This is a genomic window from Nocardia sp. NPDC051750, from assembly GCF_044453135.1.
Taxonomy (GTDB): Bacteria; Actinomycetota; Actinomycetes; order Mycobacteriales; family Mycobacteriaceae; genus Nocardia.
In genome coordinates, this window is the sequence record NZ_JBITCK010000005.1 from 320,326 (window position 1) to 340,427 (window position 20,102).

21 protein-coding genes are annotated in these 20,102 nt (G+C 66.9%); 10 read left to right on the forward strand and 11 right to left on the reverse strand.

Annotation, left to right across the window (positions count from 1 at the left end; all coding sequences use genetic code 11):
• The first annotated feature begins 38 nt into the window (after positions 1–38).
• Entirely contained in the window at positions 39–1,274 is a 1,236-nt protein-coding gene (locus ACIA75_RS23300) for a CoA transferase (protein WP_397107332.1), read from the forward strand.
• Between the two features lie 82 nt (positions 1,275–1,356).
• Here the strand turns inward: ACIA75_RS23300 and ACIA75_RS23305 are convergent, their stop codons facing one another.
• The 3 genes from ACIA75_RS23305 to ACIA75_RS23315 form a co-directional block, all read right to left on the reverse strand.
• A complete protein-coding gene (locus ACIA75_RS23305) occupies positions 1,357–2,427 on the reverse strand; it encodes an enoyl-CoA hydratase/isomerase family protein (RefSeq protein WP_397107334.1) in 1,071 nt (356 codons plus the stop codon).
• A 114-nt stretch (positions 2,428–2,541) separates the two neighbouring features.
• Complete coding sequence (locus tag ACIA75_RS23310; protein WP_397107336.1) at positions 2,542–2,709, reverse strand: hypothetical protein; 168 nt, start codon at positions 2,707–2,709, stop codon at positions 2,542–2,544.
• Between the two features lie 846 nt (positions 2,710–3,555).
• Positions 3,556–4,173 (reverse strand): TetR/AcrR family transcriptional regulator, encoded by a 618-nt coding sequence (locus ACIA75_RS23315; RefSeq protein ID WP_397107338.1) that lies wholly within the window; start codon positions 4,171–4,173, stop codon positions 3,556–3,558.
• 160 nt (positions 4,174–4,333) lie between these two features.
• Here ACIA75_RS23315 and ACIA75_RS23320 point away from each other — a divergent pair, with 160 nt between their 5' ends.
• The 4 genes from ACIA75_RS23320 (at position 4,334) to ACIA75_RS23335 (ending at position 7,629) form a co-directional block, all read left to right on the forward strand.
• Entirely contained in the window at positions 4,334–5,338 is a 1,005-nt protein-coding gene (locus ACIA75_RS23320) for a Rieske 2Fe-2S domain-containing protein (RefSeq protein ID WP_397107340.1), read from the forward strand.
• Entirely contained in the window at positions 5,335–6,420 is a 1,086-nt protein-coding gene (locus ACIA75_RS23325; protein ID WP_397107342.1) for a dihydrodipicolinate reductase, read from the forward strand. The genes ACIA75_RS23320 and ACIA75_RS23325 overlap by 4 nt, the downstream gene beginning before the upstream one ends.
• 124 nt (positions 6,421–6,544) lie before the next feature.
• Positions 6,545–7,453, forward strand: coding sequence for an SAM-dependent methyltransferase (locus ACIA75_RS23330; RefSeq protein ID WP_397107344.1), 909 nt, complete (start codon positions 6,545–6,547; stop codon positions 7,451–7,453).
• 29 nt (positions 7,454–7,482) lie between these two features.
• Positions 7,483–7,629: a hypothetical protein gene (locus tag ACIA75_RS23335; RefSeq protein ID WP_397107346.1), complete on the forward strand. Its 147-nt coding sequence runs from the start codon at positions 7,483–7,485 to the stop codon at positions 7,627–7,629.
• A gap of 36 nt (positions 7,630–7,665) precedes the next feature.
• Here ACIA75_RS23335 and ACIA75_RS23340 read toward each other — a convergent pair whose 3' ends face one another.
• Entirely contained in the window at positions 7,666–8,127 is a 462-nt protein-coding gene (locus ACIA75_RS23340; RefSeq protein WP_397107348.1) for a MarR family winged helix-turn-helix transcriptional regulator, read from the reverse strand.
• A 91-nt stretch (positions 8,128–8,218) separates the two neighbouring features.
• Here ACIA75_RS23340 and ACIA75_RS23345 point away from each other — a divergent pair, with 91 nt between their 5' ends.
• Positions 8,219–8,791, forward strand: coding sequence for a YceI family protein (locus ACIA75_RS23345; protein WP_397107350.1), 573 nt, complete (start codon positions 8,219–8,221; stop codon positions 8,789–8,791).
• Positions 8,792–8,833: 42 nt separating this feature from the next.
• Here ACIA75_RS23345 and ACIA75_RS23350 read toward each other — a convergent pair whose 3' ends face one another.
• Both ACIA75_RS23350 and ACIA75_RS23355 read right to left on the reverse strand, forming a co-directional pair.
• On the reverse strand, positions 8,834–10,246 hold the full coding sequence (locus tag ACIA75_RS23350) for an acyl-CoA reductase (protein ID WP_397107352.1): 1,413 nt from the start codon (positions 10,244–10,246) through the stop codon (positions 8,834–8,836).
• Positions 10,243–11,592 carry a hypothetical protein gene (locus ACIA75_RS23355; RefSeq protein ID WP_397107354.1) on the reverse strand — a complete coding sequence of 450 codons (1,350 nt, stop codon included), beginning with the start codon at positions 11,590–11,592 and terminating at the stop codon, positions 10,243–10,245. Before ACIA75_RS23355 ends, ACIA75_RS23350 begins: the two co-directional genes overlap by 4 nt.
• Before the next feature lie 118 nt (positions 11,593–11,710).
• On the opposite strand from ACIA75_RS23355, the gene ACIA75_RS23360 reads away from it, so the two are divergent.
• Both ACIA75_RS23360 and ACIA75_RS23365 read left to right on the forward strand, forming a co-directional pair.
• Complete coding sequence (locus ACIA75_RS23360; RefSeq protein WP_397107356.1) at positions 11,711–12,358, forward strand: TetR/AcrR family transcriptional regulator; 648 nt, start codon at positions 11,711–11,713, stop codon at positions 12,356–12,358.
• A 17-nt stretch (positions 12,359–12,375) separates the two neighbouring features.
• Positions 12,376–13,098, forward strand: coding sequence for an SDR family NAD(P)-dependent oxidoreductase (locus tag ACIA75_RS23365; protein WP_397107358.1), 723 nt, complete (start codon positions 12,376–12,378; stop codon positions 13,096–13,098).
• Here the strand turns inward: ACIA75_RS23365 and ACIA75_RS23370 are convergent.
• Positions 13,082–13,921 (reverse strand): helix-turn-helix domain-containing protein, encoded by an 840-nt coding sequence (locus ACIA75_RS23370; RefSeq protein WP_397107360.1) that lies wholly within the window; start codon positions 13,919–13,921, stop codon positions 13,082–13,084. The two genes, ACIA75_RS23365 and ACIA75_RS23370, sit on opposite strands and share 17 nt — an antisense overlap.
• An 84-nt stretch (positions 13,922–14,005) precedes the next feature.
• On the opposite strand from ACIA75_RS23370, the gene ACIA75_RS23375 reads away from it, so the two are divergent.
• The gene (locus ACIA75_RS23375) at positions 14,006–14,887 is read left to right on the forward strand and encodes an NAD(P)H-binding protein (protein ID WP_397107362.1); all 882 of its coding nucleotides are present in this window, start codon (positions 14,006–14,008) and stop codon (positions 14,885–14,887) included.
• Between the two features lie 69 nt (positions 14,888–14,956).
• On the opposite strand, the gene hydA is transcribed toward ACIA75_RS23375, so the two are convergent.
• From hydA to ACIA75_RS23395, 4 genes are read right to left on the reverse strand one after another with little or no spacing between them, the layout of a single operon-like run.
• Entirely contained in the window at positions 14,957–16,348 is a 1,392-nt protein-coding gene (gene hydA, locus ACIA75_RS23380; RefSeq protein WP_397107364.1) for a dihydropyrimidinase, read from the reverse strand.
• The gene (locus ACIA75_RS23385) at positions 16,345–16,728 is read right to left on the reverse strand and encodes a gamma-glutamylcyclotransferase (RefSeq protein WP_397107366.1); all 384 of its coding nucleotides are present in this window, start codon (positions 16,726–16,728) and stop codon (positions 16,345–16,347) included. Before ACIA75_RS23385 ends, hydA begins: the two co-directional genes overlap by 4 nt.
• Positions 16,729–16,740: 12 nt before the next feature.
• Positions 16,741–17,889 carry an NAD(P)/FAD-dependent oxidoreductase gene (locus ACIA75_RS23390; RefSeq protein ID WP_397107368.1) on the reverse strand — a complete coding sequence of 383 codons (1,149 nt, stop codon included), beginning with the start codon at positions 17,887–17,889 and terminating at the stop codon, positions 16,741–16,743.
• Positions 17,879–18,844, reverse strand: a complete 966-nt coding sequence (locus ACIA75_RS23395) for a dihydrodipicolinate synthase family protein (RefSeq protein WP_397107370.1) — start codon at positions 18,842–18,844, stop codon at positions 17,879–17,881. The genes ACIA75_RS23390 and ACIA75_RS23395 overlap by 11 nt, the downstream gene beginning before the upstream one ends.
• A 175-nt stretch (positions 18,845–19,019) precedes the next feature.
• On the opposite strand from ACIA75_RS23395, the gene ACIA75_RS23400 reads away from it, so the two are divergent.
• Positions 19,020–20,066, forward strand: coding sequence for a LacI family DNA-binding transcriptional regulator (locus tag ACIA75_RS23400; protein WP_397107372.1), 1,047 nt, complete (start codon positions 19,020–19,022; stop codon positions 20,064–20,066).
• Positions 20,067–20,102 lie beyond the last annotated feature (36 nt).

The window sequence follows — 20,102 nt, forward strand, 5'->3', positions numbered from 1 at the left end:
CCGGATCAGTGGTAGTACCGACCGAAGGATCGACCAGAATGACCCCACCGGACCACCCCGCCGACCGGCCGCTCGCCGGACTGCGCGTCGTCGAGATCTCGAGTTTCGTCGCCTCGCCTCTGTGCGGGCTCACGTTGTGCCAGCTGGGCGCCGAGGTCATCCGGATCGATCCGCTCGGCGGCGCCGCCGATATCGACCGCTGGCCGCTGACCGGGGCCGGCGAATCCATCTACTGGACAGGGCTCAATCGCGGGAAGCGCTCGCTCGCACTCGATCTGCGCAGCGATTCGGGTCAGGAGATCGTCCGCCGCCTGGTGACCGCGCCCGGACCCGGGGCCGGAATCCTGGTGACGAACGCGGGAGGCCGGTCCTGGATGAGTCACGAAAAGCTGTCCGCGCTCCGCCCGGATGTCATCACGCTGGAACTGCTCGGCCGTCACGACGGCCGGCCCGCCGTCGACTACACGGTCAACGCCGCCCTCGGATTCCCGCAGATCACCGGTCCCGTCGACCACGACGGTGTGGTGAACCACGCGCTCCCCGCCTGGGATATCGCCGCCGGACTCCACGCGGCACTCGCGATCACCGCGGCGGCCCACCGCCGGGCGGCCACCGGGACGGGTTCGCGGATCGTCCTCCCGCTCGAGGATGTCGCGCTCGCGACCGCGGGCGCACTCGGCTACCTCACCGAAGTACAGGTCAACGGTTCCGGCCGGCCCGGGATCGGCAATGCCGTATATGGCACGTACGGCACCGATTTCGGAACCGCCGACGGCGAGCGGTTCATGGTGGTCGCGCTCACCGCGCGTCATTTCCGGGATCTCGCCGCCCTCACCGGCACCGAGCAGACAGTTACCGCACTGGAGTCCGCTCTCGGCGCGGATTTCGGCCGCGAAAGCGATCGGTTCGAACACCGGGATCTGCTCACGGCCCTGTTCGCGCGCTGGTTCCGGTCGCACGATGCCGACGAGGTCGGCCGGGCCCTCGCCGGGTCCTCGGTTCTGCACGAGCGGTATCGCAGCTTCGAACAGACCGTCCGCTCCGGCGATCTCGAATCGAATCCGCTGTTCGCCCCCCTGACCCAGCCACGAATCGGCGACTACCTCGCCGCTGCCCTGCCGGCCTCGTTCGACGGTGTCCACCTGCGGACCGGACCGGCAGCCGAACTCGGCGCGAACGGCTCGGATATCCTGCGTGACGTCCTCTCGCTCGACGACTCCGAGATCGCCACACTCACGGACGCGGGAGTTCTCGGTGTACAGCCGAATCCATGACTGCCGTATGGCCCGCTCGGATCGAGCGGTTCCCTGCACACCGCCGATCACGGCGCGGCGACCCGGCCCGGTGTAGGAACGCCTACCGCTCGGGACCGCCGATGATCTCGTCGACCAGTCCCCATTCGAGCGCATGCCGGACGTCGAGCGAGGCACCCGTCACGAACAGATGCAACGCGCGCCACCGGCCGATGCGGCGAGGCACGCTCACGGTGCCCCCGGCGCCGGGTATAAGCCCCATACCCACTTCGGGCAACCGGATCACCGTATCCGCGGCGGCGACCACCCGGCCGGCGAAGGCGGAGATCTCGATTCCGGCCCCGACACAGTGCCCGTGCAACCGGACCTCGGTGCGATCGGCCAGGCGCGCCATCAGCCGGGCCGCCCCGCCGCGCGTCCGGATCTGATGAGCGGTCGCGGTATCGGGGGCGTGACCGAACTCGTCGAGATCCCCGCCGGAGCAGAACGAGGAACCGGCACCGTCGAGCACGATCGTGCCGAACGTCTCCGCGAGCAGCGCGATCCGCAGGGCATCGACCAACGCGTCACGCAGGGCCGTGCCGTAGGCGTTGCGCCGCTCCGGACGATTGAGGGTTATCCGCAAGGTGTCGCCGTCCGCCGCGAGCAGGACCGGATCGGTCTCCGGGGGCGGCGGAAGCGGCCGGCCGAGGCGGCGCCGTTCGCCGAGCCAGTCGCCGAACTCCGCACCGCCCTGCAGTGTGGAGTAGGCGAACGACTCCACATCGATCGCGGCGGGCACCGGCAGGCTTTCCGAAGCCCGCAGAACCTGCGCGGCGATATGCGACGCCTGCGGATACCGCCGCACGCAGTCGACGAACTCGGCGACGGCGAGTTCGACATCGCCGGTCCGGACGATCGCCCGGTCGGCGGCATCCGCTTCCGCCGCATAGGTCACGTCCAGCGCCGCGGTCAGGGGCGCGAGCTGCGACGGAACCGTGCCGGAGCAGAACCCCACCGCCAGGCCCCCGAGCGCCGGTAGCCGACCGGCAGCTGCCGCGGCGGTCACCCCGTCGGTGCCGTCGAGATCGACCAACAGCACCGGTTCGAGCAGGGAGGTCGCATCCAGGACCGGTTCGGCCACCGCCCCTGCGGCGAGTTCCGCCGCGCTGAGCGTCCGCACGTCGATGCCCATCTCCACCGTCCTGATTTCGTGTCCCGAAACCTAGCAGGGGAGGCTGCCGAGCCACGCCGCCGCCCCGGCCGCGGCCGAACTCCCTGCGCCCGCGACGCCCGCCACGGCCGCCGGTCAGACGGTTTGGACACGGAGATGCCAGACCAGGGTGCCAGGTATCCGGCGTAGTCGGCGTTCCAGCTCGTCACTGTGATGGCTGGGCAGCACGTGGTCCCATCCGCTGGGCGGGTCGATCTCGGCGACGAGGACTACTGTGCGGCCGCCGATGTTCGACTCCCGCACGAAGCGGGCGATGGGCGCGCCGACCGTGGCCTATCAGGGCTTGCCGCACCGCGGCGACAACCGTGGTGAGACCCATCCCGGCTCACCAGCGTCACTCGTCGCTGTACAGGGACAGGCGCTGCCGGAGAGCCGGCCCGTTTCGGGCGCACCGGCGGCAGCGCCACCCACGCCCCGATTTCAGATGATCAAGGAGCCCAGGGCGAACAGCAGGCTGACGGCAGCCCCTGCGGCCGCGGAGCCGAGACCGATTACCGCACTCATGACGTTTCTCTCTTCCTCCGAGGAAATATTCGGATTGTTCTCCGGCAAAGAAACCCTGAAACGACGAAGCCCTCGGATCCATAATCCGGGATCGGCGAGCGCACCGAAACACCGCCACCGAGAATTTTCGTCCGGCTGGGATCTCCCTGTCCCGGGCGATCCCCGTGTGCAGATTAGCACCGTGATTCGATATCGTCAGGGCCCCTTCGGGGAATAACGGTCGCACGAACACCGGCGCCACGGTAGCAAGATTCCATGTACCGGAATTGTTAGACCGATCCGCCGCAGAATAACGAACCGGACGGCGAAAAAAGCCGGTAAACCTCATTGTCATTCGCTCTCCGGAAACGACTACTGGAACAACAATCGAATTGTGACGGTCCCCCGAATACGGGAAAACAGCGAGAAATTATGTGATCAGAATTTTTCCTGAGAGACGATCCTGTGAGCAATTTCGAATTCAGCTCGATAACTGCGCCGGAATCCGCAGGACCATTCGCCGACCGGTTCGTCAGCACGTAGGCAGCCGCCGTATCTGCGCTCCGCGGCACCGCCGGGACGCGCACGTCCGGCGGGCGGGCCCACTCAGTCCCCGAGGTAGGCGACCAGGGCGCCGATCAGGCCGTCCAGTGCGTCGTCGAGATCGCCATAGGTGCCCAGCGTCCGTTCCGAGGTGATGCCGCGCATTGCGGCGGGGACGAGTGCGGCGACCTGCCGGATTTTCACCGGGTCCACCTGCAGGTCCGCGAAGGCCCGCTCGCATGCCTTGTCCCAGCTGGGTTTCCAGGAGGACAGCTCGGCGGCGGTCCGCGGGTAGTCGCGTTCGAGTTCGGCATGGTCGCGCGGCAAGGCCGCCCGGAGGGTTTCGATCGCCAGCGACTCCGGCTCGCGCAACCCCGTCGCCATCGTGCGGATCAGGGCGGATACCCGTTCCTGCAGCGTCCCGGTGGGTTTGATCCCGGCGGGGAGGTCGCCACGTTTCTCGGCTGTGTGGCGCAGGACCGCGGCCCACAAGCCGTCGATATCGCCGAACTGGTACTTGATCACACCCCAGGTCGAGCCGATATCGCGGGCGATCCGGTTGCCCGATACCGCGGCGGGGTCGCCGGTGGCCAGCGAGGTGATGGCCGCTTCGAGCATGCTCTCGCGGGAGGCGATACCGCGCTTGTTCGCACGTCGCCCGCCGATCACCGCATCCGTCACGAGGCCCGAGTGTACTGGCCACGACCGGGCCGGAACAGTTTCACAGAGGGCTCTTGTTTTCTTTCACAGAGGCTTCTATGCTCGGGGTCGCCGCGCGGCCGGGTCCACCCGTGAAGGTCGCCATGGCTCCCGCAGCGCCCTCGAAAGCCGGAGGATCGAGATGGCAAAACCACCACTGTCGATGGAGCCGACGGGCTGGTTCCAGGTGGCCTGGTGTGCCGAGATCACGGTCGGGACGGTGCACAAGATGACGTACTTCGGCCGCGAGATGGTCGCCTGGCGATCAGTATCGGGGCAGGTCGCGGTGTTCGACGCCTACTGTGAGCATCTCGGAGCCCACCTCGGGTACGGCGGCCGGGTCGAGGGCGAGAATCTCGTCTGCCCGTTCCACGGCTGGGAATGGAACCGGGAGGGCCGCAATGTCTGCATCCCGTACGAGAACCACCCGAACAAGGGCCGCCGCATCCGCAGCTACCCGGTCGTCGAGCGCAACGAAGCGGTCTGGATCTGGTACGACGTGCAGGGACACGCTCCCTACTTCGATATCCCGGATATGTTCACGGCGTTCGGCGACGGCAAGACCGCGGCCGACTACTACCCGCCGGTACCCGCGGCCGCCCTGTACCGGCCGGGCCTGGAGCTGCATCCGCAGTACGTCATGGAGAACGGCGTGGACTTCGCGCATTTCAAGTTCGTGCACAAGACACCCTTCGTCCCGGAATTCACCCGGCACGATTTCACCGGACCGGTCTCCTACGTCGACTTCACCATCGCCTTCGACGAGGGCGTGACCGAGGATCAGGTCAACAGCGGGGTCGAGTCGATCAACGCGGGGTTGGGCTGCTCGATCACCAAGAGCTGGGGCATGGTCGACAACCGCACCATGCCCGCCGTCACGCCGGTCGACGACCGGACCTGCGACGTCCGATTCACCGTCTGGATCGGGCGGAAACCCGGTGACGACAGCCCGGATATCACCCGGTACGGCAAGACGATGGCCGATTTCGTCATCGAACAGTTCGAGGCCGATATCGAAATCTGGTCACACCAGCGCTATTCCGACCCACCCGCACTGTCGCGCAAGGAATTCGAGGGGTTCACGGCGCTGCGGAAATGGGCCGAGCAGTTCTATCCCGAACCGATGACAGAAAGGCCCACGCGATGAGCGACTCCGAGAAAGTCCGGGTTTTCCAGGTAGCGACCGGCAACCTCGGCACCGAGATGATCGGCCGGATCCGCGATCACCCCGACCTCGAACTCGTCGGCCTGCACTGCTATTCACCGGACAAGATCGGCCGGGACGCAGGCGAGATCGTCGGCATCGACCCGGTCGGCGTGACTGCCACCGGCACGGTCGAGGAGATCCTCGCCGCACGTCCCGATGTCCTCACCTTCCACGGGGTGTTCCCCGACGAGGACCTGTACGAGAAGGTTCTCGAGGCCGGGATCAATGTGGTGACGACCGCCGACTGGATCACCGGCTTCCACCGCGACACCAACCATCCGCATCCGTCCGGCCGGAAGGTCAGCGAGATCATCCAGGCCGCCTGCGAGCGCGGTAATTCGACCTTCTACGGCACCGGAATGAACCCGGGCCTGGCCCAGATCCTCGGTATCGTGCACACCGCGGATGTCGCCGAGATCGAGAACATCACCGTCACCGAATCCGTCGATGTCTCCTGTCACCACTCCGTCGACACCTGGAAAGCCGTCGGCTACGGCCGCCCGGTCGACGACCCGACCATCCCGGACTCGCTGCACAAATACACCGCCGTCTTCGCCGATTCGGTCTACCTGATGGCCGATGCCTTCGACCTCGCACTCGACGAGGTGACGTTCAGCTACGAACTCGGCGCCTGCACCAAAGATGTCGATCTGGGCTGGTACTTCCTGCCCAAGGGCTCCCTGGGTGCGAACTACATCAAATACCAGGGCATGGTGGACGGGGTGGCGCGGGTGGAATCCCATCTCGAATGGCAGATGACACCGCATACCGACCCCGCGTGGAATATCAAGGGCTGCTACATCACCCAGGTCACCGGCGACCCCAGCATCTACAGCAAGCATATGATCTTCCCCCGCAAGGGTTTCGACCTGTCCAACCCGGAGAACTTCGCCTCCATCGGCATGACCGTCACCGGCCTGCCCGCCCTCAATTCGATCAGGTCCGTCGTCGCCGCCCGGCCCGGCATCATCACCAGCGCCGACCTGCCCCTGCGCAGCTTCGCCGGACGTTTCAAGCACTGAGGTGCCGCAGGTACGTAGGCAAGCACGTACCCGCTCCACGAGCCCGTCCGGATCCTGGACACCGACCCGCGGGGAGCCTCCGCGCCTCCCACTCTGCCGGGCGGTCTGCTCCTACGCTGGGGCGGTGCCCCCGAACGCCTCCGATGCCTCCGGTAGTTCACCCCGCGATGTGCCGGCGCCGACCGGTGTGGGCCGCACGGCCCTGATGGTCGCCGCCGCCCGCGCGGCCGAGAGCCGGCGCGACGATCGCCTGTTCACCGATCCGTACGCCGCCGATTTCGTCGCCGCGGGCGGCGTAGATTTCTTCACCGGCGACCCCGCCCCACCCGAGGGCGCGGCAGACCGGGCGTCGGGTTCGTTCGCCGACTACGCCCCGATCCGGACTCGCTTCTTCGACGACTATCTGCGCGCTACCGCCGGCACGATCCGGCAGGTGGTGATCGTCGCGGCCGGCTTGGACACTCGCGCCTTCCGGCTCGGCCTGGCCGCGGAGACGACGGTGTACGAACTCGACAGTGCCGAAGTGCTCACGTTCAAACAAGGCGTGCTGGACCGGCGCGGTGCGCAACCGACCGGTCGGCGAGTCCCGGTGCCGACCGACCTGCGCGGGCCGTGGGACGGCGCACTGGCCGAGGCCGGGTTCGATCCGGAGATTCCCGCGGCGTGGCTGATCGAGGGGCTGCTCCCCTATCTCGAACCGGAACAGAACGACCGGCTACTGACCGCCGTCACCGCCCAGTCCGCCGCCGGAAGCCGGCTGGCGATCGAATTCCTGCACGTGGACGCCGTAGCCCTGATGACCCAGGCACTCGCCGGCGCCGACGCCGGCGAAATGACGTCCTTGTGGACCCGCGGCGGTGTCGACGAGGACCCGGATTCGTGGCTGCGCCGGCACGGCTGGGACCCCGAGCCCTTCGACGTCTACGAACGCGCACGCAGCTACCACCGCGACCTGCCGCCGCTCGGCGACACCCCGGTGGACCGCTTTGCCGAGGCCGCACGCAACAGCCTGATCATCGCGCGGCGCAGCTGAGCCGGTGCCGAAACCGGATCGTGTCCGTCGTGGCCGGCGTGATTGTCGCGTCATGGTGCCGCAAGCACTACTGGGCCCGGCATCCGCACGGCCCCTCGCTGCTGACCCCCGTCTGCCTGGTCGTCACCGGCTATACCTATCTGCACCTCGATCGGCACGAACCGCTCGCAGAATGACTCGGCGCCGGCCGCCGGGCCTTCGAGCGGAGCAGGTCAGGCCGGGCCGTTCAGCTGTTCGAGGACGCGCTCGGCAATGTCGGCCAGCGCATCCACCTGATCGTCGGTGAGCACATCGAAGACCAGTGTGCGCACGGTTTCGACATGCCTGGGCGCCGCGCGTTCGATGGCCGCGCGTCCCTGTTCGGTGAGCACGACGAAGGCGCCGCGGGCATCGTCCGGACAGTCCTCGCGCAGCACCAGGCCACGCTTCTGCATCCGGCCGAGATGGTGCGAGAGCCGGCTCTTCTCCCATTGCACGGCCTGTCCCAGCTCACCGACGCGCATCCGCGGCTCCGGCCGGTCGGTGAGCTGGACCAGCACCTCGAAATCGGCCAGGGACAGTCCCGAGTCGTTCTGCAGCTGCCGATGCAGGCGGGCCTGCAGCTGGGCATGCATCGTCAGATATCCCCGCCAGGCGCGGTCCTCACGCTCGTCCAGCCATCGCGTCTCGGTCATAAGACCAGGTTATCGCATTAGTTGACACATCACCAACTAGGGCGCATCATCTATATGACACGTCAACTACTGCAGAACAGGGAGACACGAGATGACCACTGCGACCACCGTGAAAGAGCTGAGCGGAACCTACGCACTCGACCCGACACACACCCGGATCGGTTTCGTGACCAGGCACGCCATGGTGACCAAGGTGCGCGGCGCGTTCAACGAGTTCAGCGGTAGCGCCTACTTCGACGGCGAGAACCCGGCGAACTCCTCGGGCGAGGTCACGATCCAGGCCGCCAGCATCGACACCCGCAATGCCGATCGCGACCAGCATCTGCGCAGCCTCGACTTCCTCGGGCTGGACGAGTACCCCGAGATCACCTTCCGCTCGACGGCGATCACGCCGACCGGCCCGGACGCGTTCGACGTCACCGGCGACCTGACCATCAAAGGCATCACCCGATCGGTAACGGTTCCGTTCACCTTCGAAGGCCAGGCGAACGACCCGTTCGGCAATGTCCGGGTCGGGTTCGAAGGCTCGACCACGGTCAACCGCAAGGACTTCGGCATCACCTGGAACGCGGCACTGGAGACCGGCGGCGTGCTCGTCGGGGAAAAGGTCGTCCTGGAATTCGAGGTCTCCGCGATCAAGCAGGACTCCGAAACCCAGAACTGACCGCCGGAGACCTGGGCCCGGGGGCTCCGGCGGCGGCCTGCGCTATGTATCGGCCGTGGCCCGCACCCCGTCCTCGTGTGCCATCCAGTGCACGAAACGGTGCAGCGGATACATCGCGTCGTGCGGGTTGCCGATCGTGCTGGGGCCCGCATCGCCCAGCCGGACGATCCGCTGGACACCACCCGCGGCCATTCGGTCACGGTAGTCCGCCATGCGCTCGAACGGGTAGAAACCGACGGTCTGGGTTGCCACGTTGACGTGTTTCATCGCGTCGTCGAGCGAGTTCACCCGCACCACGTTGGCCGTCTTGTTGATCGGGTGGAAGTCCACGGGTTCGTCCGAGCGGATCACCAGCCCCTTACCGTCGGTCCTGCCCCAGACCCCGAATTCGTCGTCCAGCATGGTCAGCGTCTCGATCTGTTCGCGCAGGTCCATATCGAGCGGCCGGGTGTCGCCGGAGGCGGCCGCCTTCGCGGCGATGCGGGCGTGCAACCGCTCGCAGAAGCGGTCGGCGTCGCCGGCACTCGCCTCGACGAACAGGAAGCGACTGGCGACACAAGCCTCCTGATTCAGGATCATGACATCGGAGGCGGCCAGTTCAGCGGCCTCCTCCAGCGTCGCGCCGGACGCGAACGCCTCCCGGCCGACCATGGAGATCGATGTCTTGGGGTCGAAGGACACCAATTGGAGGCCGGGGCCCAGATATTTCACGACATTGTCGATCGCGTCGCCGCCACCCCAGGCGACGATCTTGTCGAAATACTGTGGCCGATAGAGCACCCGCTCCACCGCATCGTCGCCGCCGCGCCAGTAGACCGCGGACATGGACTGCACAATGGGATGATCCGGATCGATCTCGGCCATCGTCCGCAGCACGGCAACCGTGGTGAACGGGTCACTCGATGCCATCTTGAACAGGTTGACCGCCTTCACCAGCGCCCCCTGGGCGATGGATTTCACCGCCACCCCCGGGGAATTGCCGGGCAGCACATGGACCAGGCGCGGCGCGAACGCACGGATGAAACTCGTACGGCCGGTGAAGTCCTGTTTGGGCACCCATTCGTCCAGCGCCCGGGGGTCGGGGAAGTTCTGCTCGACCACGGTCTGCAGCAACCGCTTGTCCAGGTACATGGTGGCGCCGTGGACCTGTTGTTCCAACACCGCACGCGGAAGTACGTGGGTGAGGGCCATGCGGTCGATGCATTCGCGGACGAAGGGATTTCCCGGTTCGCGGATCCGCCGGCCGGTCTCCACCAGGAAATCGATGATCTCGGCGAGCGGAACATCGAGCAGTGGCGGCACTTCGCTCCGTGGATGCACCGCACGGTCCAGGTCGACGGCGGGCGTGGTGAACGCGATGCCGAGATCACGCGAGCGATGCGTCTCCGCGTGGCCTTCCACCAACTCGCCACGCAGGAAGAACGGGGCGGAGACAACGGGTTCGGTCACGGTCATGACAGACCTCGCACGTACGCGTCGACGGTGCCGGCGCAGCCGATCTTGTCGTCGCCCTTGATATCCGCATAGCGGGCGATGGTGTTGCGTATCGAGGGCCCCGCGCAGCCGCAGGCGCAGGGGTCGAAGTCCAGCGAGATCTTGTCGCCGGTGATGACGCCACCCCAGCGGCCGTCGAGGGACAGATCGAAGAACGCCGCGCGGCCTTCGATCTCGCCGGACTCGTGCGGCAGCAGTTGCTCGCCCGTCTCGTCGAGGATGAAGGGCACGATCCACGGCGGTACGTGATAGCGGTCGCCCGCGCGGCATTTCGGCATCCCCGAGTTGAGCTCCTGCATGGAGTAGTTCTGGAAGTCGCGGTTGTCCGGGATATTGAATGTATCGTGGACGAATTCCCGGTAGTCGGGCGGTAATTGCGCCCGTTTGAGACCCCCGCCGACGTAGATGCAGTTGTCGGGATGGAAGTCCTTCGCCGAGAACCCGCGTTCGCGAACAATCCGGGCGACCTGGTACAGGGTGTTCCACATCCCCGAGATCAACAGCTTGTCGGCGCGGTGCTCGATGAACTGCTCGGCGGCCAGGATCATCGCCTTGTCCAGGGCGTCCTGCCGCTCGGCCGACGTTCGCTCGAAATCGGCGAGCTCCTCGGGCCGCGCGGTGCCCTCGGCGATCTTCTTGCGCAGGACGACCATCTTCGTCAGCGACCCCACGGTGATCGGCGGAATCGGTAGCCGGAAATCCTCTTTCGCGGGATCACAGAATGCCTCCCTCTGGGCCTCGCCGATGATGAGATTCTTCGGCACCGCCGCGCTGGTCCCGATACCGAGCCTGCGCCGGTCCCGCGCCGGCGCGACCCCGGATCCCCAGGCGAACACATTGACCGTATCTATCCGCGACCAGTCCATATCCTTCTGCGAGGCCAGCAGCATCGCCGACTTGCCGGTGGTACCGCTGGAACAGGACACGTAGTGCCCCGCGGCCTGCAACCGCGCGATCCAGTCGTCGATATCGGTGATATCCGAGGTCTCGATCGGAGTGATCGGATACGGCGAGACGGTACCCAGCCAGGTGCCGAGCCGATCCCAGCGCTGCCGGGACAGGAAACTCTCGGGGTAGCTCTTGTAGGCCGTATGCGGGAACAGCAGCGGCACCATCTCCGCGCGATCGCGAATCTCGCTGATCCCGGCCTCGCGGGCTCGGTGCCCGAGCAGCTTGATCCGGTCCCGGCGCTCCTGGAACTGCTCGTTCAGCGCGGCGATCTGCGTCTCGCGCAGTTCGGCCGGGGAATGGCGGAAGCGATCCTCGGCGGCGACCAGCCGAGTCAGCTGCTCCGTAGGTGACTTCATCAGGCGTCCCTTCGGGTTGAGATTCCCAAAATAGCAACTCGTGCGTATCATTAATTGGGTATTCCAATACTGAACCCGGATCCCGGTGCCGGGCAAGAGGGAATTTCAGCGAGGCGACTTGACGGACAAAACTTCACCCACCCGCCGCGGGGCCGGCCGGCCCACCCGCGAGCAGGCCGAGGCCCGCCATCGCGAGCTGCTCGATACCGCTCTGAAGCTGTTCCTGGAGAACGGTTTCGAGATGACGACGATCGAGACGATCGCCACCGAGGTCGGGATGACCAAGCGCACGGTCTACGCGCGCTATCCCGACAAGGCCACGCTGTTCCTCGCCGCGGTCCAGCGCGCGATCGAACGGCAGATCGTGCCGCGTGAAGTCCTCGAGGAGTTGGACCGCGGCGATCTGGCCGACACCCTCGAGGCGATCGCCCGGATGCGCATCGGCCAGGTGATGACACCCGAGGGCCTGCGCCTGCAGCGCATCATCAACACCGAGGGATACCGCTTCCCCACCATCTTCACCGCACACCTCGCGCAGAGCGCCCGGCCGTTGATCGAGTTCGTCGCCGGGCTCCTCGACCGGAACGTCGCGTCCGGCGCCATCGCCCCCACCGATACCGTCCTCGCCGCCAATTCGTTCATGAGCATGGTCGTGGGCGGCTCGGTCCGCGCGATCGTCAACGGCAGAACGCCCACTCGAGAAGATATAGACCGGAAGGTGCACTTCACCGTTCACCTCCTGCTCAACGGCCTCCGGCCACGCTGAACAACAGGAGCGCAGCTGTGCGATTCGATACGAACAAACCCGTTGCGATCGTCACCGGAGCCAGTTCGGGCATCGGCCGGGCGACGGCCCGCGAACTCGTGGCACGCGATTGGCAGGTGATCGGCGTCGGCCGCGATCGGCAGCGCAGCGCCGACGCCACCGCGCAGATCGCCGAAACAGCCTGCACGACCGGCGATTTCGTCATGATGCGCGGTGACTTCACGCTGATGTCGGAAGTCGCGCGGATAGCGGACGAGATCGCGGCGCTCACTCCCCGACTCGACGTCCTCGTCAACAATGCGGGCGGTGTCCGCGACCGGCGCACGATCACCGCCGAGGGCACCGAGGCGACCTTCGCCGCGAATCACCTCGCGCCCTTCCTGCTGACCCGGAAACTCATGCCACTGCTCAGGGCGACCGCCGCGAGCGGACCGGACGGAATCATCGCCCAGGCCATGCATCCCGGCGTGGTCGCCAGCAATTTCGCTTCACACGGCCCCGGGGCACTACAGGCCCATATGGCCGCCGCCGACACCGTATCGCCGGACGAACCCGCCGAAACCCTTGTGTGGCTGGCCACCGGCTCCGAAGGCGGTCGCGCCGGCGGACGGTATTTCCACCGAATGGCCGAGGAAGAACCCGCCGCGGCCGCGCAGGACGACAACGTCGCCGCTGCCCTGTGGACCGAGTCCGAAAAGCTGCTGGCGGAACTCGGTTTCGGCATCAACCCGGCGAGCTGACGGCTCGAGCGTATATCGCGGGGCGGCAGGGTTGAATCGGCAGCCGGGTACCGCCGAGGAAAGAGCCGGGGGCGACACCCATCAATGAACGGAACTCCGCGGTCAAATGGGATTGGTCGTAATAGCCGACGCCGGCTGCCAGATGCGACCACGGTGATGTTCCGAGGCGGGTCAGCACTCGCCGGATCCGGTCTATCCGGGTGTAGTGCTTGGGAGATACGCCGATACCGGAACTGAAGAGATTACGGAGCTGGCGTTCGCTCACCGCCAGGGTGCCGGCCAGCGCCGGGACCGTGGCCGGGACGGCACGGCCCGAGACAGATTCGACGGCGGTACGGAGCAGTTCCCGATGCGATATCTGGGTCGGGCTCTCCCGGATCCGTTGCGGCAGCTTCTGTTCCAGGTAGGGAAGGAGCTCGTCGTGCCGCAATTCGACGAGTTCGCCGGCGAATTGCGCCGCCGGACCGGGCAGGTCGGCAAGGCGGACGATCCGGTCGGTCAGCTCATCGGCGCGCACCCCCAGCAGTGGTCCGACGGCGCCCGGAGCAAGCCGCAACCGGAGACAGCCCATGGGTTTGTCCGCTTCGGCATAGGACGCCCTCGTTCTCGGCCCGAGTACGAGGGCATCATGGGGGCCGTAGTCCTCGGTACGCAGGACGATCATGGTGGCAGCCTGGGGGATATGGGCGAACGGGACAGATGTATCGCGCACCGTGGGTATGTGCCCGAGCTCGGTGAACCAGGGGCGCAGGGATGCCGGTGCGGGCGTCGCGCTCTCGGTGAGGTCGGTTGTCACGGGCGCCTGGCCCTGCGCAATGGTCACCCTTGGACTGTATGCAGATCAGGACGATTTCGCCGTGCCGAAATTTCCTATCGGGCCGGTCCGCGGAACGGCATGGTTGTGCCCATGATCATCATCACCGGTGCCACGGGCACCATCGGCGGCGAGATCGTCCGCCTCCTGTCGGCGCGTGGCGAGCGCGTTCGCGCAATAACCCGGAGACCGGACGCGGCCCGGTTCCCCGCCGGGGTGGAAGTCGTATACGGGGACTACGCTGATCTCCCCGGAATGCAACGCGCGCTGACCGGTGCGGTGGCGGTATTCATCGTCGGCGTCCTCGGCCCGGAGTACGCCGAAGCCGACCGCGCACTCGTCCGGGCCGCGCGCGACGCCGGCGCCCGCCGGATCGTGAAACTATCGGCGATCGGCACCGGGGATCCGGTCCTCGGCCAGGTCGGTACCTGGCATCTGCCCGGCGAGGAGGCAGTTCGTGCCGCCGGCGTCGACTGGACGATACTGCGTCCCAGCTCCTTCGCGTCGAACACGCTCAGCTGGGCACCGGCCCTCCACAGCGGTCTACCCGTCTCCAACCTGACCGGCTCGGGTGCGCAGGGTGTGGTCGACCCGCGTGATGTCTCCGCGGTCGCGGCGGAGGCATTGTCGTCTTCCGCGCATTCCGGGCGCGTCTATACGCTCACCGGCCCCGAACTGCTGACCACTCACGACCAGGCCGCCGCCTTGGCGGCCGCGCTCGGGCGGGCCGTCGAAGTGGTCGATATCGCCGAGGCCGCCGCCCGCGACCATATGCTCGCCGCGGGAGCCACACCGGAATTCGTGGAGGGTGCGCTTGCGGGTCAGGCCTTCGCGCGCGCGGGCGGCAATGCCGTGCTGACCGACGATATCGCGGCAGCTCTCGGGCGTGGCCCGCGTTCCTATGCGGACTGGGTCGGCGATCATGTTTCGGCGTTCGACCGGCCCCCGCTGTCGAGCGACTGGCGGTCGTACTGAGCCTCGCCCACGTGGCCGCGAGCGGGAACTTCGCGCGGGCGTGCGGCACACCGTGAAGGCACGGCTGTATCACATGTGGAATGCGCCGCTGAAGTCCAAAGGATCCGCCTGCAGATGCCGGCCGCGAGGCGTCGCGTCGACAAGTATTCCGTCCTCGACGACAACGAAACCGCCGACCAGCACAGTGACCGGTTTGCCCCGGAGACGCCGGCCCTCGTACGGGGTGTAGTCGGTGGCCATATGCAGGTCGCCGGTGGTGACCGTCCACTCGAGTTCGGGATCCCAGATCGCGATATCGGCGTCGGATCCCGGCATCAGCGAGCCCTTGCGGGGGTAGAGGCCGTTGGTCCGCGCGGGATTCGCCGCCGTGAGCTCGACAAACCTGCTCGGCGACAATCCCAGACCGTCGACATAGTGGGAGAAGATGACCGGAAGCCGCGTTTCGACGCCCGGCAGCCCATTGGGCATATGCCGGACGTCGTGCCGGTGCGATTGCTTCTGCGCCGTGTCGTAGCAGCAGTGATCGGATCCGATGGTGGTGATGTTGCCGGTGAACAACTGCCGGCCGAGGCCCTCGACGATCTCGGCGGAGCGCAGCGGCGGACAGCAGACGAAACGTTCCGGTTCGGCACCGGTGTATTCGGTGTCGTCGAGCGTGAGATGGTGTGCGACCGTCTCGGTGAAGGCGACCAGTCCCCGTTTCCGCGCGTCGACCACCAGTTCGACCGCCGCGGAACTCGATTGATGCACGAAATAGACCGGCGCACCCTGCGATTCCGCGATCGCGAGTATCGCGGCGACCGCCGCCGTCTCGGCGAGTTCCGGTCGCGTCCGCGACATATGGGAGGCGTCGATACCCTCGGTGGCGGCCGCGAGGTTCTGCGCGTCGGTGACGATGGCATCCGATTCGCAGTGGATGACGACCATCCCGCCGAGATCGCGGGTGGCCTGCATGGTGTTCAGGATCGTGTGTTCGTTCGCCATGGTTTCACCGGCGTACGTGGTGAACATCTTCACGGTACGAATACCGGCGTCGGCCATGGTCGCCAGTTGGGCGGCCGTGGACTCGTCCCATTCGACGACACAGGCGTGCAGCGCCGAATCACACAGTCCCTGTGTCGCTTTGGCGCGTTGCTTCTCGGCGGCGTCGAGCGGCCGCTGGCCCGGACGTGGAATGGCGAAGTCGACGATCGTGGTGGTTCCACCGAAGACTGCCGCGGTGGTGCATTCGAGGTAGGAGTCCAGCGAGGTGAATTCACCGGAGGTGAAGCCGACGTGGCAGTGGGGGTCCACTCCCCCGGGCATGACGAGTTTGCCGGTGGCATCGATGATCTCGGCGGATTCATCGACCGGGGTACCGGGTGCGACCACGGCCACGATCGTGCCGTCCTCGATCACCACGTCGGCCGGGGCGGACCAGCTCGATTCCACCACCGTCCCGCCGCGCACGACTGTCCTCATTTGCCCTCCAGGTAGGCCAGCCATCCGCCCCGGTCACTGATATCGGTGACGCCGGGTGCGCCGAGCGCGCTCTCCCGCATGCGCATGGACAACGACCCGCTGCCGTCCGCCAGTTCGATCACGCCGAGTTCGAGTTCGGCCGGTTCGCGGGGCAGGAGCTTCTCCCGCAGGACGTCGTAATCGACCTCGTACAGTTCCCCCGGCACCGTGGCGCCGCCTTCGGTAACCGGGTGCAGGCCGGGGAATTCGTCCCGGACAGAGTAGAACCGGTACTTCGGTGCCGTCTCGACCTTGCCGAGAAATCGTGCGTCGTGCAACGCGTCGTTGAGGGTGCCGCCGGACATCGCCTGCCCGTTGACGAACATTGTGACCCGATCCATGAGAAAAGTCCTTTACTGCGCCGGAAGTCGAACGAGGCGGGAGGGAGCATAGGCCGAGATGTCGAGCCCGGTCTCCTTCCCGAGCACCAGTGCCGTGAGCAGTTCTGCCCACAGGGGTGCGAAGGTGAACGAATAGGTACCACCGGCGACGAAAAGCCCGGGTGCGCCGTCGAGTTCACCGATGACGGGCATTTCGTCGGGGGTGGTGACGACGGGCCCGGTCCATGTCTCGAGGAGCTGCGCATCGGACAGGTCCGGCAGGAGCCGGGCCACTTGGGCCAGGTTGCCGGTGGTGCTGCTCTCCAGGATCGGAGCCGGGCCGGTGGGGTGGAACGGTCCCGCGGGCCATCCACCGCCGAGGACGAGCCGGTTACGGCGGTCCTGTTTGATCGACATCCCCTCACCGACGTGCTGGACCAGCACCTCGAGCGACTTCGGGGCGGCGGCCAGGGAATGCATCTGCAGTGACATGGGGGTCAGGTCGAGTCGCACCCCGGCCAGTACGGCGATATCGGCCATCCACGGGCCGGCGGCGTCGATCACCGCAGGCGCATGCCAGGTCCCGGCAGGTGTGCCGACCTCCCACGTCTCGTTCACCCGGTGCAGCGCCGTCACGGGCGTATCCGCATGCACGGCCGCGCCTTCGGCGACCGACTGGCGTAACAAGGCCGGGCCTGCCATATCGGGTTCGGCGAAACCGTCCCACCCGCACCAGGTGGCGCCCTCGATCTCCGGGCCGAGGAGCGGGAGCGCGCGGCGGGCTTCGTCGCCGGTCAGCACCTCCGTCGGTATCCCGGCGGCGCGTTCCCACTCGTGCTTGGTGCGCAATCGGCGCACCTGGTCCTCGGTCTCGGCGACCATGAATCCGCCGCAGCGGACGAGACCGAGATCGGGGACGGATCCGGCGAGCTCGTCCCACAGTCCGCTGGTCGCCTTCTGCAGCGGAAGCAGGCGTTCGACATCGACGGCGACGCCTTGGCCGGGCCGGCGAGCGTGGATGGTCTGGATGTGCAGGTTTCCCGCGGTGGTGCCCGAGCCTGCCGTGTTCGGTGTCGTCCGGTCCAGGACGGCCACCCGGCACCCCGCCCGGGTGAGCGCCAATGCGGTAGTGGCGCCGACTATTCCGGCACCGATGACAACAGCGTCGACCTCAGTGTGCACTGCCGGCTCCCAGCGTGTGCGCCGACGCTTCGGCGATACCGGATTCGTCGATGACGTTCTGCAGGGCCGCGAGGGTCGTCGCATCCGTGACCGGGAGCAGTGGTTCGCGCACCGCACCGCCCGGCTGGCCCAGCAGGTTCATGACAGCTTTCAGCTGCGGAATGGGTGAGGCGAACACACCGCTGTAGTCGCCATTGATCAGCCGCCCGGAGAACGCGCGATACCTGTCGGCCCAGACGCGAGCGGTTTCGGCATCGCCGGCCGCCACCGCGCGGTAGAACGGCACGGCGAACGGTGCGCCGACGCCGCCGCCGTCGATATTGCCGTCGCCACCCAGTTCGAGCAGCGCCGCGAGACCGCGGCGGTGCAGGAAGCTGCCGAAGACCCGGACCTTGCCGGCCACCGCTTCGACGGTGTCCAGCATCGACAGCCAGTCCCCCGTGCTGTCCTTGATCGCCACGACGTTGTCGAGGTCGGCCAGCCGGGAGAACAGCCCCGGGCTGGTGCCCATATCGACGGAGACACCGCGCGGCCAGTTGTAGACCATGAACGGCAACGAGGTCGCCGCGGAAACCGTGGCGTAGAACTGCAGCGTCTCGTCGGGCGAGGTGTGGACGTAGGGCGGAGGTGTGGCGAGCACACCGTCGGCGCCGGCCGCGGCGGCGTGTACCGCCAGCGCCGAGGATTGCTGTGCGGTGTACGCGCTGACACCGACGACGACGGGGAATCGGCCGGCGACGGCTTCGACCGCCACCTCGGTCACGGTCCGGCGCTCGTCGTCGGTCTGGCTGAACCATTCACCGGTGCTGCCGTTGACGAGCACCCCGTTCACGCCCATACCGGCGTACAGGTTCATCAGCGACCCGAGCGCCTCCGTGTCGAGGGCACCCGACGGGGTGAACGGTGTGGGGGCCGCGGGCCAGTATCCGGACCACGAGACGTCATCGCGATTCATGTGCTGATGCCTTTCGAGGGAAATCCACCGGAGATGGTCATTTTGCCGACCATGATGGGATCGATTGCATACACTGCCGTCACAGGACACCCGCCGTCAAGCCGGAAACGTGGTTGTAACGCCGGCGGTGTCGAATACCGGAAGCCGGGAAACGGAATGGAGACAAGAGGAGTCGATGGCGGTCACTTTGATTGATGTGGCGGTCGCCGCGGGCGTATCGCGCAGTACCGCATCACGCGCACTGAGCGGATCCAGGCTGATCTCGGCCGAGACCCGGGCGGCGGTGGAGAACGCCGCCCGCACGCTCGGATACCGGCCCAACCGGGCCGCGAGCGCACTCCGGTCGAACAGATCGCATCTGATCGGCCTGGTGATGAACAACCTGCTGAACGCGACCTTCCACACGGTCGCGGAAGTGGTGCAGAAAAGAGCGTCGGCGAGCGGGTTCCAGGTGATCCTGTGCATCACCGACGCGGATCCCGGCCGGGAGAACGATGTCCTCGCGATGCTCGACGAGCACGGGGTGGACGGCACGATCGTCATCGGCAGCGGCCGCAGCGCGACCGCCTCCAACACGTTGTTGTCGCAGGGTCGCGCGGTGGTCAACCTCATCAGGTCGGTGCCGGGCAGCAAGGCCTCCACCGTGCTCGCCGACGACCTCGACGGCGCCCGGGACGCCACCGCGCATCTGCTGACGCTGGGACACCGGCGCATCGGCTACATCGGCGGCACCGCCGACGCGACCTCCGGCCGGGAGCGGTTCGAGGGGTATCGCCTGGCGCTGGCCGACGCCGGAATCGAGGTCGACGACGACCTCGTCCGCAAAGGCCCGTTCACCACCGAATTCGGCGCCGAGGCGGTGAACTCCCTGCTCGACGGGCCCGCGCCGATCACCGCGCTGTACGCGGCCAACCACGAGGCGGTATTCGGCATCCTGCCCACGCTGTCGGGACGCGGCATATCCCTCCCGAGCGAATTGTCCCTGGTCTGCCACGAGGACATGCCGTGGCTGGCGATGTGGAAACCGGCGATCACCGTGGTGGACAACGGTGCCGCGCAACTGGCGAACGTCGCGATGGATCTGCTCTTCCAGCAGATCAACGACGCGGCCGAACCGGACGGCCGGACGTATCGGATCGGTGCGCGCCTGATCGAACGTGAATCATGCCGTTCGCGGGATGGCGCCCACCCGAATTCGTCGCCCGATCCGCCGTCTCGTTAACAGTTGATTACTTCGGTGCCGGACGCGTTAACCGTA

What these genes read in the sequence shown, in the direction of transcription:
- ACIA75_RS23300 (WP_397107332.1), top strand. Translation starts at nt 39, where the DNA reads ATGACCCCACCGGACCACCCCGCCGACCGGCCGCTCGCCGGACTGCGC.
- ACIA75_RS23305 (WP_397107334.1), bottom strand. Translation starts at nt 2,427, where the DNA reads ATGGGCATCGACGTGCGGACGCTCAGCGCGGCGGAACTCGCCGCAGGG.
- ACIA75_RS23320 (WP_397107340.1), top strand. Translation starts at nt 4,334, where the DNA reads ATGGCAAAACCACCACTGTCGATGGAGCCGACGGGCTGGTTCCAGGTG.
- ACIA75_RS23325 (WP_397107342.1), top strand. Translation starts at nt 5,335, where the DNA reads ATGAGCGACTCCGAGAAAGTCCGGGTTTTCCAGGTAGCGACCGGCAAC.
- ACIA75_RS23340 (WP_397107348.1), bottom strand. Translation starts at nt 8,127, where the DNA reads ATGACCGAGACGCGATGGCTGGACGAGCGTGAGGACCGCGCCTGGCGG.
- ACIA75_RS23345 (WP_397107350.1), top strand. Translation starts at nt 8,219, where the DNA reads ATGACCACTGCGACCACCGTGAAAGAGCTGAGCGGAACCTACGCACTC.
- ACIA75_RS23350 (WP_397107352.1), bottom strand. Translation starts at nt 10,246, where the DNA reads ATGACCGTGACCGAACCCGTTGTCTCCGCCCCGTTCTTCCTGCGTGGC.
- ACIA75_RS23355 (WP_397107354.1), bottom strand. Translation starts at nt 11,592, where the DNA reads ATGAAGTCACCTACGGAGCAGCTGACTCGGCTGGTCGCCGCCGAGGAT.
- ACIA75_RS23375 (WP_397107362.1), top strand. Translation starts at nt 14,006, where the DNA reads ATGATCATCATCACCGGTGCCACGGGCACCATCGGCGGCGAGATCGTC.
- hydA (WP_397107364.1), bottom strand. Translation starts at nt 16,348, where the DNA reads ATGAGGACAGTCGTGCGCGGCGGGACGGTGGTGGAATCGAGCTGGTCC.
- ACIA75_RS23385 (WP_397107366.1), bottom strand. Translation starts at nt 16,728, where the DNA reads ATGGATCGGGTCACAATGTTCGTCAACGGGCAGGCGATGTCCGGCGGC.
- ACIA75_RS23395 (WP_397107370.1), bottom strand. Translation starts at nt 18,844, where the DNA reads ATGAATCGCGATGACGTCTCGTGGTCCGGATACTGGCCCGCGGCCCCC.
- ACIA75_RS23400 (WP_397107372.1), top strand. Translation starts at nt 19,020, where the DNA reads ATGGCGGTCACTTTGATTGATGTGGCGGTCGCCGCGGGCGTATCGCGC.